Source organism: Pedobacter africanus, assembly GCF_040548825.1.
In the GTDB taxonomy this organism is placed as follows: Bacteria; Bacteroidota; Bacteroidia; order Sphingobacteriales; family Sphingobacteriaceae; genus Pedobacter; species Pedobacter africanus_A.
In genome coordinates this window covers 978,057-994,684 of sequence record NZ_JBEPSL010000002.1, presented here as the reverse complement: position 1 = coordinate 994,684, position 16,628 = coordinate 978,057, and the positions used below count along the sequence as shown (strand labels likewise).

15 protein-coding genes are annotated in these 16,628 nt (G+C 42.6%); 10 read left to right on the top strand and 5 right to left on the bottom strand.

Going from position 1 to position 16,628, the window contains the following annotated elements; all coding sequences use genetic code 11:
- The first annotated feature begins 41 nt into the window (after window positions 1-41).
- Window positions 42-1,022: an App1 family protein gene (locus tag ABIE26_RS14265; RefSeq protein WP_310141926.1), complete on the top strand. Its 981-nt coding sequence runs from the start codon at window positions 42-44 to the stop codon at window positions 1,020-1,022.
- Window positions 1,023-1,025: 3 nt separating this feature from the next.
- Here the strand turns inward: ABIE26_RS14265 and ABIE26_RS14260 are convergent, their stop codons facing one another.
- Together ABIE26_RS14260 and ABIE26_RS14255 are read right to left on the bottom strand one after the other, a co-directional pair.
- Window positions 1,026-2,225 (bottom strand): DUF1501 domain-containing protein, encoded by a 1,200-nt coding sequence (locus tag ABIE26_RS14260; protein ID WP_354375850.1) that lies wholly within the window; start codon window positions 2,223-2,225, stop codon window positions 1,026-1,028.
- 19 nt (window positions 2,226-2,244) lie between these two features.
- Window positions 2,245-3,672: a DUF1800 domain-containing protein gene (locus ABIE26_RS14255; RefSeq protein ID WP_310141929.1), complete on the bottom strand. Its 1,428-nt coding sequence runs from the start codon at window positions 3,670-3,672 to the stop codon at window positions 2,245-2,247.
- 50 nt (window positions 3,673-3,722) lie between these two features.
- Between ABIE26_RS14255 and aat the strand changes: the two genes are divergently transcribed.
- On the top strand, window positions 3,723-4,358 hold the full coding sequence (gene aat / locus ABIE26_RS14250) for a leucyl/phenylalanyl-tRNA--protein transferase (protein WP_310141930.1): 636 nt from the start codon (window positions 3,723-3,725) through the stop codon (window positions 4,356-4,358).
- On the opposite strand, the gene ABIE26_RS14245 is transcribed toward aat, so the two are convergent.
- Window positions 4,351-7,245 carry a DEAD/DEAH box helicase gene (locus tag ABIE26_RS14245; RefSeq protein ID WP_310141931.1) on the bottom strand — a complete coding sequence of 965 codons (2,895 nt, stop codon included), beginning with the start codon at window positions 7,243-7,245 and terminating at the stop codon, window positions 4,351-4,353. The genes aat and ABIE26_RS14245 overlap by 8 nt on opposite strands.
- A 211-nt stretch (window positions 7,246-7,456) precedes the next feature.
- On the opposite strand from ABIE26_RS14245, the gene ABIE26_RS14240 reads away from it, so the two are divergent.
- A complete protein-coding gene (locus tag ABIE26_RS14240) occupies window positions 7,457-8,080 on the top strand; it encodes a GIN domain-containing protein (protein WP_310141933.1) in 624 nt (207 codons plus the stop codon).
- 1 nt (window position 8,081) lies between these two features.
- On the opposite strand, the gene amaB is transcribed toward ABIE26_RS14240, so the two are convergent.
- Entirely contained in the window at window positions 8,082-9,623 is a 1,542-nt protein-coding gene (gene amaB / locus ABIE26_RS14235) for an L-piperidine-6-carboxylate dehydrogenase (protein ID WP_310141934.1), read from the bottom strand.
- Window positions 9,624-9,868: 245 nt separating this feature from the next.
- On the opposite strand from amaB, the gene ABIE26_RS14230 reads away from it, so the two are divergent.
- The 7 genes from ABIE26_RS14230 (at window position 9,869) to ABIE26_RS14200 (ending at window position 15,749) form a co-directional block, all read left to right on the top strand.
- The gene (locus ABIE26_RS14230; protein WP_310141935.1) at window positions 9,869-11,272 is read left to right on the top strand and encodes a tetratricopeptide repeat protein; all 1,404 of its coding nucleotides are present in this window, start codon (window positions 9,869-9,871) and stop codon (window positions 11,270-11,272) included.
- A 65-nt stretch (window positions 11,273-11,337) separates the two neighbouring features.
- Window positions 11,338-12,105 (top strand): phosphosulfolactate synthase, encoded by a 768-nt coding sequence (locus ABIE26_RS14225; RefSeq protein WP_310141936.1) that lies wholly within the window; start codon window positions 11,338-11,340, stop codon window positions 12,103-12,105.
- A 27-nt stretch (window positions 12,106-12,132) separates the two neighbouring features.
- Window positions 12,133-12,876, top strand: a complete 744-nt coding sequence (locus ABIE26_RS14220; protein ID WP_310141939.1) for a shikimate dehydrogenase family protein — start codon at window positions 12,133-12,135, stop codon at window positions 12,874-12,876.
- Window position 12,877: 1 nt separating this feature from the next.
- A complete protein-coding gene (gldD, locus tag ABIE26_RS14215; protein ID WP_310141940.1) occupies window positions 12,878-13,462 on the top strand; it encodes a gliding motility lipoprotein GldD in 585 nt (194 codons plus the stop codon).
- A gap of 15 nt (window positions 13,463-13,477) precedes the next feature.
- On the top strand, window positions 13,478-14,116 hold the full coding sequence (locus ABIE26_RS14210) for an MBL fold metallo-hydrolase (RefSeq protein WP_310141941.1): 639 nt from the start codon (window positions 13,478-13,480) through the stop codon (window positions 14,114-14,116).
- A gap of 16 nt (window positions 14,117-14,132) precedes the next feature.
- The gene (locus tag ABIE26_RS14205; RefSeq protein WP_310141943.1) at window positions 14,133-15,368 is read left to right on the top strand and encodes an FtsX-like permease family protein; all 1,236 of its coding nucleotides are present in this window, start codon (window positions 14,133-14,135) and stop codon (window positions 15,366-15,368) included.
- Window positions 15,369-15,371: 3 nt separating this feature from the next.
- Window positions 15,372-15,749, top strand: a complete 378-nt coding sequence (locus ABIE26_RS14200) for a hypothetical protein (RefSeq protein ID WP_084238135.1) — start codon at window positions 15,372-15,374, stop codon at window positions 15,747-15,749.
- Here the strand turns inward: ABIE26_RS14200 and ABIE26_RS14195 are convergent.
- Window positions 15,746-16,600, bottom strand: coding sequence for a menaquinone biosynthesis family protein (locus tag ABIE26_RS14195; RefSeq protein WP_310141946.1), 855 nt, complete (start codon window positions 16,598-16,600; stop codon window positions 15,746-15,748). The genes ABIE26_RS14200 and ABIE26_RS14195 overlap by 4 nt on opposite strands.
- Between the last annotated feature and the right edge of the window lie 28 nt (window positions 16,601-16,628).

Below are 16,628 nucleotides of genomic sequence, written 5' to 3'. Positions count from 1 at the left end.
ATTGTACAAACAACCGATGTGATCGGCTGTTTTAATTAATAATGAATAAATCTGTTAGTGTTAAAGTATATCACGGCTACGGACATGAGCATAACCTGGTGGTGTATGGTCATGTGTTCCGCTTCAAAGCAAAAACCAGGCAGGTGTACAGCAACAACCTTTTTGTGAACATCGTTCACCTGCTAAAACTATTCATTTTAAAACCCTATCCTCACGTTAAGGTTAGGCTGACCTTTCAGGGCCAGCAGGTATATAACAAAACTGAGTATGATGGGTTTTTTAAATTTGAATGGGCAGCTCATAAAACAGTAACAGCCGGGTGGCATGGCGTTAAAGTTGAGGCCCTTGATGAGAATGATGCAGTAATGGCGATAGGGCATGGGCAGATATTTGTGCCCCACCTTACTCAATATGCTTTCATTTCAGATATTGATGATACGGTGATGATCTCCCATTCTGCTACCCTGGGCAGAAGACTGAGAGAACTTTTTATCAAGAATCCGAGGACCAGAAAAACATTTAAAGATACCCATACGCTTTACCACGCCTTTGCCTCATCGCATACCAATGCAAATCAGCCCAATCCTTTTTTTTATGTTTCGAGCAGCGAATGGAACCTTTACGACTACCTGGTAGAAACATTCAGGTTTAATAAAATGCCTGAGGGAGCTTTTCTGCTAAACCAGATCAAGCGCTGGAAAGACCTGATCAGGACGGGCCGGACCGGGCATGAAGGAAAACTGATGCGCGTGATGCGTATCCTGGATGCCTTTCCAAATCAAAAGTTTGTTTTTATTGGCGATAACTCCCAGCAGGACCCGGTTATTTATACCACCATTGCCCGGAAGTATCCTAAAAACATTGCCGGCATATATATCCGGAATATCCGTAAAGAAAAAGCAGCACAGGCACAGGCGCTTTTGGATGAGATATCAGCATTGCATGGCATTAAAACCTGCCTGTTTACAACCAGCCGTGAAGCGATTAACTATTCCATCAAAACACAGCTGATTAAAGGTTAAAGCTTATATGAAATCAAGTGTATTAAACTTTCTGTTCAGGATTTGTGCATTGCTCACATCCAGCCATTTATCCAATATGGTGCCGTATACCTGCCGGAAATCGACCTGGTATTTTAGATCACCGGATTCCAGGTCACTCAGGTTTGGTGCTGCATTGTAAATGCCCTGCTTTTTTAGCCGGCCGCCAAAGATGAACATGTTGTTTGCTGTTCCGTGGTCTGTCCCATTGCTGGCATTCTGTTCTACCCGTCTTCCAAATTCAGAGAAGGTAATGACCAGTGTATCTTCAAGCCTGTTGTTTTGCTTCAGTTCTTTTATAAAGGCATTCATACCTTCGGCATATTGCTGTAGTAAACGGCCTTGTTGCTGCTGCTGGTTTACATGGGTGTCAAAACCACTCATAGATACATAGTAAACTTTTGTTTTTAAACCTGAATTGATGAATTTCGAAACGGTTTTGAGCTGGTTTGCAAAGCCGGTATTGGGATAGCTGAATTTCGACTGGTATATTTTGGACGTATTTTGGATGTAATTGGCAGAAGAAGAAGTTTCGATCATGGTTTTATACAGGTAACCGAGGTTTTCTTCGTCCAGATGTACTTTATCGTTTCTGATCATTTCCTTGAAAAAGGGCTCATTCGTGTTTTTAAACAGTGTGCCTGCATCCTTAAGTGCAATACCTTTTTTTGTGCCGCCTTTCAGTGCCATAGATAAGCTGTCGTCTACTTCTATTGCTGTATAAGGGAATTTACAGGTTTCACAATTCGAATCCAGATAGCGGCCAATCCAGCCCGTTGAAAGGAACTGATTGGAGTCACTTGCGCTTTGCCAGATGTCCATAGAACGGAAATGTGACCTGTCAGGGTTGGGATAACCCACATCGTTAATGATGGTCATCCAGCCCTGGTCATATAATTCTTTCAGGGCATTGAGGCTCGGATTGAGACCCTGCATATCTGTTAGCTTAATCACATCCTCAGGCTTTATACCTATGCTTTTGCGTTTTTGATAATAGATGTCATTGCCATAAGGAACAATTGTATTTAAGCCATCATTCCCTCCTGAAAGCTGGATAACCACCAGGTTTTTGTAGGCACTGAGCTCATCCAGGGCAAGTGCCTCAAACGGCTTCATAAATGCCGGCACCATGATGGCTCCGGCAGCGGCAAATGCAGAATTTTTTAGAAAATCTCGTCTTTTCATGGTCTTCATCCTCCTATGGTCAGCAAAGCTGGTATTCGGGCATGCTGGTAATTTCTATTGCTGTATTTTTTAAACTCAGGTTGTTCTGGATCATGCCTGTAACTTTGGGGCTCAATGCGGGCTGCAGCAGGAAAGCGGCCAGCTCAGCCGGATTGATCTTTTTAGGCAGGCTTTCCAGGAATTTTGGCCAATCGGCTTTGGCATCTATGGCCGATTTAACAGGCTTGATATTGCTTTTTTTGCCTTGCGCTATTACCGCTTCATCTTCGGGGTCGGCCTTACCGCTGAAATCAATCAGGCCATCATTCAGCACCAGCGAAGGTATTTTCATCCTCAGCATCAATGATGAACTGTCGATCCAGTTTTTGCCCCCGGGCCAGCCTGCCACATTGGGCGGGTTAAACAGATATTGCCCAAGGTTACTCTGCAGCTGAATAAGTACCTGCGGCTTATTGTAGGTTACATGAAATTCCCTGCTAAGGCCTACAAGGAATTCTACCGGTGATTTGATTTTGGTGCCGATATTTGTTTTGTCATAAAACCATGCTGAACTAAACATTTTCCGCATCAGATCGCTGATGTTGTATTTCTGGCGGTAAAAATAATTGCTCAGTTCTTTAATATGCGCTTCATTTGGGGTATCGTTTACAAAAAACTGGTAGAGCCTGGTGCAGATGAATACCGATGTTGCTGGCTTGTCCAGAATTTGGTCGATAATGGCCTCACCGTCGAAATTGCCGGTGTTGCCGAAGAAAACCTTGATCTGATCGTCGTGCAAGGCTTTTTTAAATTCAAATGCCCCATCTTTATTGTAGGTCCAGCCGGTAAAGGCCCTTGCCGATTCTTTAACATCTTTTTCGGTGTAGTTACCTCTGCCAATCGTGAACAATTCCATCAGCTCCCGGGCAAAATTTTCGTTAGGTCTGCCTTTTCTGTTTTGCTGGTTGTTCAGGTACTGCAGCATTGCCGGAGATTTGGAGACTTCAACCAATAAAGTTTTAAAGCTGCCGAGGGCATATTTCCGTTGAATATTATTGAGCTGCTGGGCAAACATGGGGTTGTTAGAGCGGCAGGCAAAATGCCCGTGCCAAAAGAGGGTCATTTTTTCCAGTAAAGGCTGCTCTGTACCAATCAGGCGCTGCATCCAATCGAGGTTGAGCTTGCGGCTCTGCTCATTTTGTGTGCGTGTAATCTCCTGCCGTTCGTTTTTTTCGTCTTCCGTCAGCTCTTTTTTTGCCCCAAGTTCTGATTGCCGCTGCATTTGTCGCCTCACTTCATCCGGATCAACTGTAGTCAGGTCAGCACTTTCTTTGGGGATTTCAAGAAGTTCGTTTACCACTTTCTCTACACTTTTTCTGCTCAGTTTGTGCAGATCGGGATAGGCAATGCCAAAGCCGGCCCTGTTATAGAGATGTTTAATATTGATGAAGTTATCTTTTCTGTCCACTATTATAAAACGATGCTAGGGAGATAATGTTTTAGTACGTAATATTGTAAATGGTTTTTAAATTGGACGACACTGAGATCGTTTTCCCGGACCCCGCTCTTGCAGATCCGGATGGTTTACTGGCTATAGGAGGTGATCTGAGACCCGAAAGATTAATGCTTGCGTACAATAACGGAATTTTCCCCTGGTTTAGTGAGGGCGATCCCATTTGCTGGTATGCGCCCAGGGAACGCTGTGTGATTTTTCCGGATAGAGTTGTGGTTAGCAAAAGCATGACCCGGTTGTTTAAAAGCAATGCTTTCAGGGTTACCTATGATCAGGCTTTTGCTGCAGTGATCAGCAATTGTGCCCAGATTGGCCGTAAAGATCAGGATGGGACCTGGATTACCGGAGAAATGCAAAATGCGTATATAGAATTGCACCGGCAGGGGTATGCCCACAGTGTTGAAGTATGGCAGGAGGAAACGCTGGTAGGTGGGCTGTACGGTGTGCACATCAACCGGGTTTTTTGCGGAGAAAGCATGTTCAGCAAAGCCAGTAATGCCTCTAAATACGCTCTGATATCGCTTTGCCGGCAAGAAAGATTTAAGATGATAGATTGCCAGCTACCCAATGATCACCTGATGAGCCTGGGGGCCGAAATGATTGGCAACGCAAGTTATCTTAACTGGCTCAGGTCTAATTGAGCAATTCCTGAATATCTTCTTTACTGAGCGATTTGAAAAAGCTTTCTTCTGTAGTGATGAGTGAGCTGGCCAGCTTCTTCTTCCGGTTTTGAAGTGCCAGGATCTTTTCTTCAACGGTGTCCTTAGCGATGAATTTATAAATGAACACCTTTTTCTCCTGCCCGATCCGGTGCGTCCGGTCTATAGCCTGCTGTTCAACCGCAGGATTCCACCATGGGTCGAGGATAAATACATAGTCGGCCTGGGTTAAGTTTAAACCTACACCACCGGCTTTAATTGAAATCAGAAATACTTTTAGCTCTGTGTTTTTTTGAAACTCTGCCACAATTTCACCCCGGCTTTTTGTGGCCCCATCCAGGTAGGCAAAGGAAATGTTCTCTTTTTCCAGATAATGCTTAAAGATGTTCAGGTGTTTTACAAACTGCGAAAATATGAGCACCTTATGTCCCCCTTTAAGCACATTGTCGAGCGTGTGGACCACATTCTCAAATTTGCCGGAATCAGAAGTGTAGGTGTCATCAATCATTACCGGATGATTTGCCAGCTGGCGCAATGCCGTGAGTCCCTGTAATAACTGTACCTGTTTTTTGACATGGGTCCCATCTTCCATGCTGTTGAGCAGGTCGTTTCTGTAGGCGGATTTTGTTTTTTCATAATAAGCGGCCTGGTCTTCACTCATATTGCAATAAAATACCTGTTCAGTTTTGGAAGGCAGTTCTGCTGCTACCTGCTCTTTTGTTCTGCGCAGCACAAATGGTTTAATGATGGCCTGCAGTTTCCGGGCTTTTTCTTCATCTTTTTTCTTTTCAATAGCCTGCACATATTCTTCGTTAAAAAAAGTCTGGGTGCCCAGAAGCCCCGGATTTAAGAAGGTAAGCTGGGTCCAGAGATCGCTCACAGAATTTTCCACAGGCGTACCGCTAAGAATTAATTTATGCCTCGATTTAAGCGTTTTTACTGCTTTGAAAGATTTGGATGAAGGGTTTTTGATGTTCTGGCTCTCATCCAGAATGATGTAACTGAAGTAAAAATCTTTAAGAACATCTATATCTACACGGGTAATGCCATATGTAGTAATGATGATGTCAAAATCCGAAAAACGGCCTATATCCTTGTTTCTTGAGGATCCGGTATGTGCATGGATCTTCAGCTTAGGTGTAAATTTCTTGGCTTCATTAAGCCAGTTGTAGATCAGTGAGGTTGGCATCACAATCAAAGAGGTGCTATGCTTAGATTGCGCCTGGTCCTCCTCCTTAAGTTTCTGCAGCATGGCCAGTGTTTGGATGGTTTTACCCAAACCCATATCATCTGCCAGGCAGCCACCGAAATTATATTCTCTTAAAAAGCTGAACCAGTTGTACCCGGCTTTTTGATAACTGCGAAGATCGCCTTTAAAATTCACTGGCATCTGCGTGTCGGCAATGTTTTCAAAGTCATTCAGCTTTTGTAGTTTCCGGCTTAAAGTGATGTTCGCAATGCTGTCTTCCGCCAGTTCATTGATCAGGCCGATGTGGTGTTTTTTTAATTTAAGCTGTTTCCCGCCGTCGGCCAGGCTAAATAAGCTGCTGTATTGAGTGAACCATTTGTCGGGAATAATGGCAATTGAGCCGTCTGGCAAAAGAAACTCTCTTTTTTTATGAAGAATATGTTGCTTTAGCGAAATAAAAGGAACCGGGTGGCTGCCAAAGTAAACAATGGCATTGATGTCAAACCAGTCATTGTCTTCTTTAATGTCAAAGCTGATCTTATTAACAGCAAACAGAAATTTTTTAGTGCCCCGGTGCTGCTCTATCTCGAATCCGTTTTCTGCCAGCATTTCCAGGTGTTCATTAACCCAGTTGATGACTGCGTACGATTGGTCTTCCTCGTTTATTTGAGGGACTTCAAGATGGTGGTAAAGTGCGCTTGTTTTCTTCAAGCCCAGATTTAACAGGAAATCGAATTTTTGTTTTTCCCAGGTTGCGTCGCGTTTTACCCGGGTAAAAATATAATTGTCCTGTTCTTTATGCAGGTGAACGGTTATTTTCTTCTCGTTGCCCATGGCAAAGGCATGTTCACCATACTTAAAGTACAGCTGCAGCTGTGATATACCTGCGTCTACGTAAATTACTTTGATAATAGGCACAGGGCTGTGTTTTTCGGTCCTGATCTCAAAGCCTTCCGCATATACATGGTATTTTTCGATGAGCGGGGCAACAAATTTACCAAAGTAAGCTTCTTCAGTAGATTTGGGAATGGTGATGTACCGCTTGTTCAAAAATGGGAGCAGTTTCTTGCCTTCAATATCCTGCTCAAAAAAATAGAGCATATCATTCAGCAATAACCAGGAGGGCTGGTTGCTGATAACCTGGGCATCTTTGTACATGAAGTCAATCCGCAGGCCCTGGTATTTTATGGTCGGAAAATACCGGGTTTCCATTTCGTTCCTTCTGAAATGGAACAATACTGTTGCCGGCTCGCTGGCGATTTCAATTCTTCTTTCCGCCGGCCATCCGTCTTTGTCCATCAGATACAGTGCGCCTTCGCGTTTCAGTACCTCTAAAACTTCGGATAGTTTTTTCTCAATTTTAGGACGGACATTTTCGTAGAATTTATCATTAAAAAATTTACTGAAGAACTCTACAGGCCTGATCGCTTTTTTATGAAACTTTCTGATGATGTAATCCTGCTCGGTTTCATCCAGGGTCTTGATCAGCTTAAGGTCTGTTTCTGTTAGATGTTTGCTGAATTCTTTGGCTGTATGCGAAAAAATACGCTGATAGGTCAATGAAAAATCACCCTGCGGATTTAGCTGCACAATATGCGGTTCAATTAAATAGCCCAAATACGCATGTTTACATAAAGAGTATACAATTTTGAAGGGTTTTGAGCTATCTACGCGTAACATTGGCAAGAGATTAAAACAATCAGAGGGTAAGCATTTAAAAATCTCTAAACTTACATCAAATTGAAATGCTTTCAAATAAAATCAGCCTGTTTTTTTAATGTAAACAAATAAGATGACATATTTCTTGTTTGTCAATGCAACATTTTCTGTTTTAGGGAGACCCTTTAGGTAACACTTTGACAAACTTAATAACAATCATATGAAAACTTTCATGAAAACATTATTCGCCTCGGCCCTGGCAGTAATTATTTTACCCGGTCTTGCATTTGCCGTTCATAAAGCGCCGGCCGTAATGGATATTTATAAAATAGATTTTACTAAAATTGTCATTCGGGGAAATGCCAGGGTTGAACTGATACAATCCAATACACAAAATGTGGTGACCTATGAGGACGCAAGCAGCAGCCATACCAGCATCACACAGAAGGGGGACAAACTACTGATCAACTCGGACGGAGTTGAACCGGCAAACATCGTTGTATATGTGAGAAACCTGCAAAGAATTGATGCCGCTAATACAGTTGTCGTATCTACCAGGGGAAAGTTCTCTTTAGCTGTCCTTCAGGTTTTTCTTAAAGATAGTGCCATAGCCTATGTAAATGCAGAGACAGAAAGTTTGTATACTGTAATAAAAGACCGTTCTGATTTAAAACTGAAAGGATCTTCTGCCGACCATACCCTGGCAATAAGTAAGATCGCAAAATTAGACATTGATCAGTTTACCGCACTAAAATTAACTGCCGCAACTTTGGATGGAAGGATTCTGGCCGGCAACTATAGATACTCAAATGCATTAGATACAGCATTTGCAGGTTCAAGGATTCGTATTAAATGATTTAGAGATCGAACTTAATGCCCTGAGCCAATGGCAGGGTGGTAGAATAGTTGATGGTATTGGTTTGCCTGCGCATATAGGTTTTCCAGGCATCCGATCCGCTTTCCCTGCCGCCGCCCGTTTCTTTCTCTCCGCCAAAGGCACCGCCTATTTCTGCACCTGAAGTACCAATGTTGACATTGGCTATACCACAATCAGAACCGGCTGCCGAAAGAAATTGCTCTGCTTCGCGGAGGTTTAAGGTCATGATGGCCGAGGATAGTCCCTGCGGAACGCCATTTTGCATAGCAATGGCCTGGTCAAAGGTGCTGTATTTGATGAGATAAAGAATTGGCGCGAATGTTTCATGCTGCACAATTTTATAATCATTTTCAACTTCAGCAATGCAGGGCTTAACATAACAGCCACTTTCATATTCCGTGCCGTTCAGGACCCCACCTTCAACAACAAACCTTCCACCTTCAGCTTTGCATTTTTCTATAGACTCCATGTAGCTGGCAACGGCATCAACATCAATCAGGGGGCCTACGTGGTTGTGCTGGTCGAGGGGGTTGCCAATGCGCAGCTGTCCGTATGCTTTAACCAGTTTTGCTGTAAAGGCATCATAAACGCTTTCATGGATGATTAACCTGCGGGTAGAGGTACAGCGTTGCCCTGCAGTACCCACGGCCCCGAAAACAGCGCCAATCAGGCTCATATCCAGGTCAGCATGTTCAGAGATGATGATGGCATTGTTCCCGCCCAACTCCAGCAGGCTTTTTCCTAAACGTGCAGCAACAGCTGTTGCCACAGCCTTCCCCATACGGGTAGAGCCTGTGGCGGAGATCAGTGGAATACGCGTATCATTGGTCAGCAACTCCCCAATTTCCTTATCGCCAATAACCAGATTTGAAACACCTTCAGGAATGCCATTCGCCTTGAAAACACCAGCAATGATATGCTGGCAGGCGATGGCAGTCAAAGGGGTTTTTTCGGAAGGTTTCCATATGCATACGTTTCCGCATACCCAAGCCAGGGCAGTGTTCCAACTCCAAACTGCCACGGGGAAATTAAATGCTGAAATGATGCCTACAATTCCGAGCGGGTGCCATTGCTCATACATGCGATGGCTGGGGCGTTCTGAGTGCATCGTTAAACCATAAAGCTGACGCGAAAGACCCACAGCAAAATCGCAGATATCTATCATTTCCTGAACTTCACCAAAGCCTTCCTGTAAGCTTTTACCCATTTCATAAGATACCAGGGTACCCAGCGCTTCTTTATTTTTACGCAGGGCATCACCAAACTGGCGTACAATTTCTCCTCGCTTTGGTGCGGGCTGACTACGCCAGAATATGTAAGCTTCTTCTGCCTTTTGTACAACTGCTTCATAATCCGATGCCGTAGCTACCTGCACACTTGCTATCTTTTTTCCATCTACCGGCGAAAGGCTATCTATATGGACTGAATCTGCCAGATCACCCCATTTATTGCCTGTGCTGTAAGCCGGATTCAGTTCAAGAATGCCCAGGTTCCTTAGAACAGAGCTGATATTATTCTGCATAGCGTAAATGATTTTTATACAAATCAACAAAAAAATACATTGATTTTACCGTATTCCGGATAATCTTGCGTTATTTTGTGGAATAATTCTGATCATAATCCCCTCTCGCATTATTAATGTAATCAGTTACTTAACAGGTAACTTGTGTGTATGTTGAAAATTATTTGGCCCATCCAAGGTATAATAATTGTAAACTTATAATGTATTTAACAAAAAAGGGAACTGTTCTTTAATTATTCAATAACATGGAAGAGGAATTTTACTTTGATTTTAGTGATGATGCCCAACGGTCTGTTGAGCGTTACGAGGAGATGATACGCAATCAGGATCAGTACTTTTTTGATGCCCAGGCCTTTGAGAATATTATTGATTATTATATTGAGAAAAGCGATCCTGTGAAGGCATTACAGGTAATAGAATACGCAGTAAACCAGCACCCTTATGCTGTGGTCTTTTTAGTTAAACAGGCTCAACTGTTCTTTATAACAGATCAGGCAGAAAGGGCATTTCTTTCGCTGCAAAAAGCAGAAATGCTGGAAGCTTCAGAAGCAGAGATCTATATTTTGAGGGGAAATATCTTTAACAGCCTTGAACGTTATTCAGAAGCGCTGGATAATTTCCAGAAAGCACTCGAATTTGCTGAAACAACTGACGAGATCCTTTTGCAGATTGCATATGTATATCAGAACATGCTGGATTACGAAAATGCTATTGTATATATTAAGCAAAGCCTGGAACAGAATATGGAGAACAAAGACGGGCTTTATGAGCTTGCTTTTTGTTACGACATACTCGACAAACAGGAAGAAAGCATCAAGTTTTATCAGGAATATATAGACAACGATCCCTACTCGTATGCTGCCTGGTACAATCTGGCGAACTCCTATCATAAACTGGATCTGTTTGAAAAGGCTATTGATGCTTATGACTATGCTATTTTAATAAAAGACAATTTTGCTTCGGCTTATTACAATAAAGGGAATGCTCTTGTTCAGCTCGACCGCTATATGGAGGCTATAGAGGTTTATAAACAAACCTTTGAATATGAGCCGCCAAATGCAGATACTTATTGTGCCATAGGCGAGTGCTATGAGAAGCTGGAGCGTATGGACGAAGCACGTTCTTACTACAAAAAATCGGTTAAGATGGACGCTAAGATGGCCGATGCCTGGTTTGGAATAGGAGTTACCCTTAATTTTGAAGAACGTTATTTTGAGTCACTGCATTTTTACAGAAAGGCATTGGAACTGGATGGAGAGAATCCGGATTTCTGGTTTGCCATGGCAGATGCACATTATAAACTTGGGCAGATAGAACAATCTGTAGAAGCTTATTATAAGGTTCTGGAATATAACCCTGTAGATGTAGAAGCCTGGTTGGATTTTTCAACCGTCTTGTACGAGCAAGGTAAGCTGCTGGAAGCCTCAGAGACGATTGCAGACGCGATAAAGAACAATCCGGATGCAGCAGAACTATATTACCGTATGGTAGCCTATTTATTTGCATTGGGAAATAAGAGCGAAGCACTTTTGTACCTGGAAACGGCCCTGGTCACAGACCCCGAAAAGCACTATATTTTATTTGAGTATCTGCCGCAATTGCAGGACAACAGCGCAATTGTTGATGTAATCAACAGGTATATAAAATAGTATTGCGCCTTTTATTGGATAGTATTGATAAAAACTGTCTAATTTTTTTCACCTTTGTGACCTATATGAATTACCCATTGAATAATATACCGGAGCGTCCTGTAAAACCACGTAATAAAGGAATTACTATGGTCATGGATAAAGGATTAAGCTTAAGGCAAACAGAAGATTTTATAGAAGTAGCGGGAATACATACCGACATCGTGAAGTTGGGCTGGGCTACTTCATTTGTCACCCCAAACCTGAAAGAAAAGCTCCAGATTTATAAAGATGCCGGAATTCCAACTTATTTTGGCGGAACGCTTTTCGAAGCTTTTGTGATCAGAAACCAATTCGATGATTACCGCAGGGTATTGGATCAGTTTGGAATGGAGTATGCAGAAGTTTCCGATGGGTCGATCACTATAGAGCACGATCAAAAGTGCGGGTTCATTTCAAAACTGTCAGAACAGGTAACGGTAATTTCAGAAGTAGGATCTAAAGATGCCACTAAGATATTTGCCCCTTATAAGTGGATCAAATTGATGAACGCGGAGATTGAGGCCGGTTCCTGGAAAGTTATTGCAGAAGCCAGAGAAGGGGGAAATGTTGGTATTTATCGTGGTTCGGGTGAAGTTCGGGAAGGTCTGGTAGATGAAATCCTTACCCAGATACCGGAAGAAACCATCATCTGGGAAGCTCCTCAGAAAGAACAGCAGGTCTGGTTCATCAAATTGCTGGGTGCCAATGTAAATATCGGAAATATTGCGCCCGCAGAGGTAATCCCGCTGGAAACCATCCGTCTGGGCTTAAGAGGCGATACTTTCGATCATTTTTTAAACCTTGAAAAATAGGCTTATAAATGTATTCCTGAATAGATAATGAGAAAATTTGGTTTAATAGGTTATCCTTTATCACACTCTTTTTCAAAGAAGTTTTTTACAGAAAAGTTTAAGGAAGAGCGGATCACCAACTGTGAATATGAGCTGTATCCCATAGAAAAGGTTGAGCAGTTTGTGCAGCTATGGTCTGATAATCCGGAACTCTGCGGCATTAATGTAACTATACCCTACAAAGTACAAATACTGCCGTTCCTGGATGAGATGGATGAAGCCTCAACAGAAATTGGCGCGGTTAACTGCATTCTGATTGGCCGAAAGCTCGGAGAGCAATGCATAAAAGGCTACAATACCGATGCCTATGGTTTTGAAGAATCTTTAAAACCCCTGCTGGAAGCACATCATCGTAAAGCACTGGTTTTTGGCGATGGTGGTGCTGCAAAAGCCATCAAATATGTGTTGAACAAGCTAAACATACCCTTTCTGGTCGTTACCAGAAAACCTTCAGAAAACAGCATCTTGTATGATGCGATAAACGAAGAACTGCTTAAGGAACATGCCATACTGATCAATACAACCCCTTTGGGCACGTCGCCCAATACTGATTCTTGTCCGGATATCCCTTATCACTTGTTGAGCGACAAGCATATTGGTTACGACCTGGTTTACAATCCTGAAGAGACACTTTTTCTGAAACAGGTGAAAGCTAAAGGAGGGAAAACAAAAAATGGCCTCGAAATGTTGCATTTGCAGGCCATACGTTCGTGGGAAATCTGGAATTCATAACATGAGCAGATACAGTTGTCTTTTTTTATTGAGCAGCTTACTCGCATTCTCGGCCTGTAACAGCAATAATTACACCCCGAAGCCAAGGGGTTATTACAGGATTGATTTTCCCGCCAAAACATACCAGCTGTACAACAAGGACTGCCCTTTTTCTTTCGAATACCCGGGATATGCAGTTTTGCAGGCTGACAGTGGTGCCGATACACAGCCTTGCTGGTATAACCTTTCCTTTCCGCAGTTTAACGGGCGTCTGCATCTTACCTATTACGATGTATCCTCCCGAAAAGAATATGAAAACCTGGTAGAAGATGCCAGGACTTTTGCATTTAAACATACCGTAAAAGCAAATGCGATTGATCAGAAGATCATCAACTACCCCGATAAAAAGGTATATGGCGTTTATTATGCCATTGAGGGCAACACCGCCTCTTCTGTTCAGTTTTTCCTGACGGACAGTACAAAACACTATTTCAGAGGGGCATTGTATTTTAACGAAAGGCCTCAGTACGATTCCATTCAGCCGGTTGTGGCTTTTATTAAAAAAGACATCGATCAGATGATCAGTACATTTAAGTGGAAAAAATAAGATTAATAACATCCTATGATTAGTATTCAACAATTTACATTTAACCCGGTTAGAGAAAATACATACATCCTGTTTGATGAGACAAAAGAATGTGTAATTATTGATCCCGGAATGTATGATGGGGAGGAGCAGACCGAGTTTGCCAATTTTATTAAGGAAAAGGGCTTAAAGCCGGTACTTTTGCTGAATACCCATTGCCATTACGACCATGTGTTCGGCAATAAGTTTGTATACGATACCTGGGGGCTGAAGCCTCAGTTTCATAAAGGAGAACTGTTTGTGTTGCAGGCCATACCTGGCTACGTTCCGCAAATGGGACTGCGCTACGAATTGTCTCCTGAGCCTGAAGTATTCCTGCCCGAATCCGGCAAGATCAGCTTTGGCAATAGCCAGCTCGAAATCATATTTGCTCCGGGGCATTCACCGGCACATTTGTGTTTTTATGCGGCCGCAGATAATTTCCTGATAGGGGGCGATGTTTTGTTCTATTACAGCATAGGCCGTACAGATCTTCCCGGGGGCAATCATTTGCAATTAATCAACAGTATCAAAAATAACTTGTTTATATTGCCTGATGATTGTGTGGTTTATCCCGGTCATGGCCAGTCTACAAGTATAGGTTTCGAGAAGGCGCACAATCCTTATTTAGGATAAGTAATATCGTTTTATATTGAATACACCGTTTTACATAGCCCGCCGGTATCTTTTTGCAAAGAAATCTACCAACGCCATTAACATCATTTCTACCATTTCTGTAGCGGGTGTTTTCGTTGGCAGTGCTGCGCTGATTATCATTTTGTCTGTATTCAACGGCTTTGAAGAGGTGGTGTTGAAAATGTTCAATACCATTACCCCGCAAATTGTCATATCTCCGGTTCAGGGAAAGACATTTGATCCCAATACCCCATACTTTAACAAATTAAGAAAAGAAAAAGGGGTGTATTCTTTTACCGAGGTGCTGGCTGAAAATGCGCTGCTGCGGTACAATGACAAACAGTCTGTAGGACTGGTAAAGGGCGTCAGCACAGATTACCTGAAGAACAAAAGCCTGGATAGTATCACCATTGACGGTAATTTTACCCTCGAAAATAAAAGCCTCAATTATGCGGTTATTGGTTCGGCAATTCAGACTTTTCTGATGGTGAATACCACCGATCCTTTTAATCCGCTTCAGGTTTTTTCCCCTAAAAAGAAAGCCAGCAGTGTAAGTTCAGTTAATCCTGCAGATGATTTTACCATACTTTCTATTCCTGTTTCGGGAGTTTTTGAAGTTCAGCAGGATTTTGATAACGTAGCCATTGTGCCTTTAAGGTTTGCAAGAAAGCTGCTGGAAGAACCGGTCAGGATTTCATCCATTGAAATTAACCTGGAACGGGGAGTTGATGCAGATCAGTTCAAGGCAAATATAGAGGAACATATTGGGCAAAATTTTGAAATTAAGGACAGAATACAGCAGAATAAAGTATTGTATAATATCTTAGGCAGTGAAAAATGGGCGGTGTACATCATCCTGACCTTTATACTGATCATTGCCATATTTAACATCATTGGCTCGTTAACCATGTTGGTCATTGATAAACTGAAAGACATTGCCATCCTCAGCAGCCTGGGAGCAGGTAAAAAGCTGATTAAAAGAATATTTCTGCTGGAAGGCATGATGATCACCATGGCAGGCTGTGTATTTGGCCTTATTGTAGGCCTGGGCTTTTGCCTCCTGCAGCAAAGGTTCGGACTGGTAAAAATGACGCAGGATAACCTGGTCATCACCAATGCCTATCCGGTTGCCTTAAAATGGAAGGATTTTTTGCTGGTATTTTTAACAGTGAGTGTTTTTTCGTTTATGGCATCAGCTTTGTCATCTAATTTGAGCGTAAAGAAGATAAATCATTTAAATCAAGATCTCTAAATCATGAATATATTTAAAAGCCTGCTATTTTTAACAATAGCCCTTGCTGTTACTGCAATGGCCTGTAATCCCCGACCTGCAGAAACAAAAAAAGGCAATACCCGTGTCATAAAAGGTTTATACAGTTTTGGTCCTGAGTTGAAGTCTTTTACCGATTGTGAGGAAGGCACCGAGTACTGGGTGGCCGATAGTGCAAAAACACTGGAGCTGGCTTACAGCAATTTTAATTTTGAAAAGCCTTATGAGCCTGTTTATATCGAAGCAGAGGCGCATGCCATAAAGTCAGATAGTCTAAGCATGTCTGCCGATTTTGATTCGACAATGGTGGTCACCAAATTATTAAAGATCACCAAAGAAATCCCTGATGGGCCCTGCAATTAAAAAACCGGGCTTGTCAGGTAAATATCCTGCTTAGCCGCGGGGATCAGGCCATTTTTTCTGGCCATTTCAAAAAGCACATCTATCGCTTTTCTTCCTTCCATTCCCAGTTCAATGCTGTATTTGTTTACATAAAGGTCAATGTGCCTGTACATCACCTCTTCGCTCATTTCCTGGGCATGCTGCCGGATAAACTCAACTCCCGATTTGGGGTTGGCAAAGGCAAATTCAACAGACTTTCTGATCAACCTGTTTACTTTTTCTTTTGTCTCCTGGTCCAGCCTGCGGTTAACTACAATACCACCAAGGGGGATGGCACAGCTGGTCTTTTCTTCCCAGTAATTACCCAGGTCTATCACTTTATGCAGGCCTTTATCAGCATAAGTAAACCTGTTTTCATGAATAATCAGGCCCAGATCAATCCTGTCTTCCAATAAAGCACTTTCTATTGCTGAGAAAACCATTTCCTGTTTATTTGTCAAATGGGGGAAAGCAATACCCAACAGAAAATTTGCGGTAGTATATCTGCCCGGGATACCGACCTTTAAATCCGGGCTTAAATGTTCTTTGCTGGCGGCAAAACTCTCGTTGCGGCAAATCAGCAAAGGGCCTACACCAAAGCCCAGGGCACTTCCAGAATCCAGGAGTGCATACTGCTCATGTACATAGGCAAATGCATGAAAACTTAGTTTTGTAATGTCCAGTTCCCCGCGGAATGCCTTTTGGTTCAAGGTTTCCACATCGTCAAAAAAGACTTCAAATTCTAAACCTTCCGTGTCAATCTTATGGTGGATCAGCGCATCAAAAATAAAAGTATCATTTGGGCAGGGCGAAAAGCCAAGGCTAAGTTTCATGCTGTAAATGTAAGGACTCGCTAAAAAC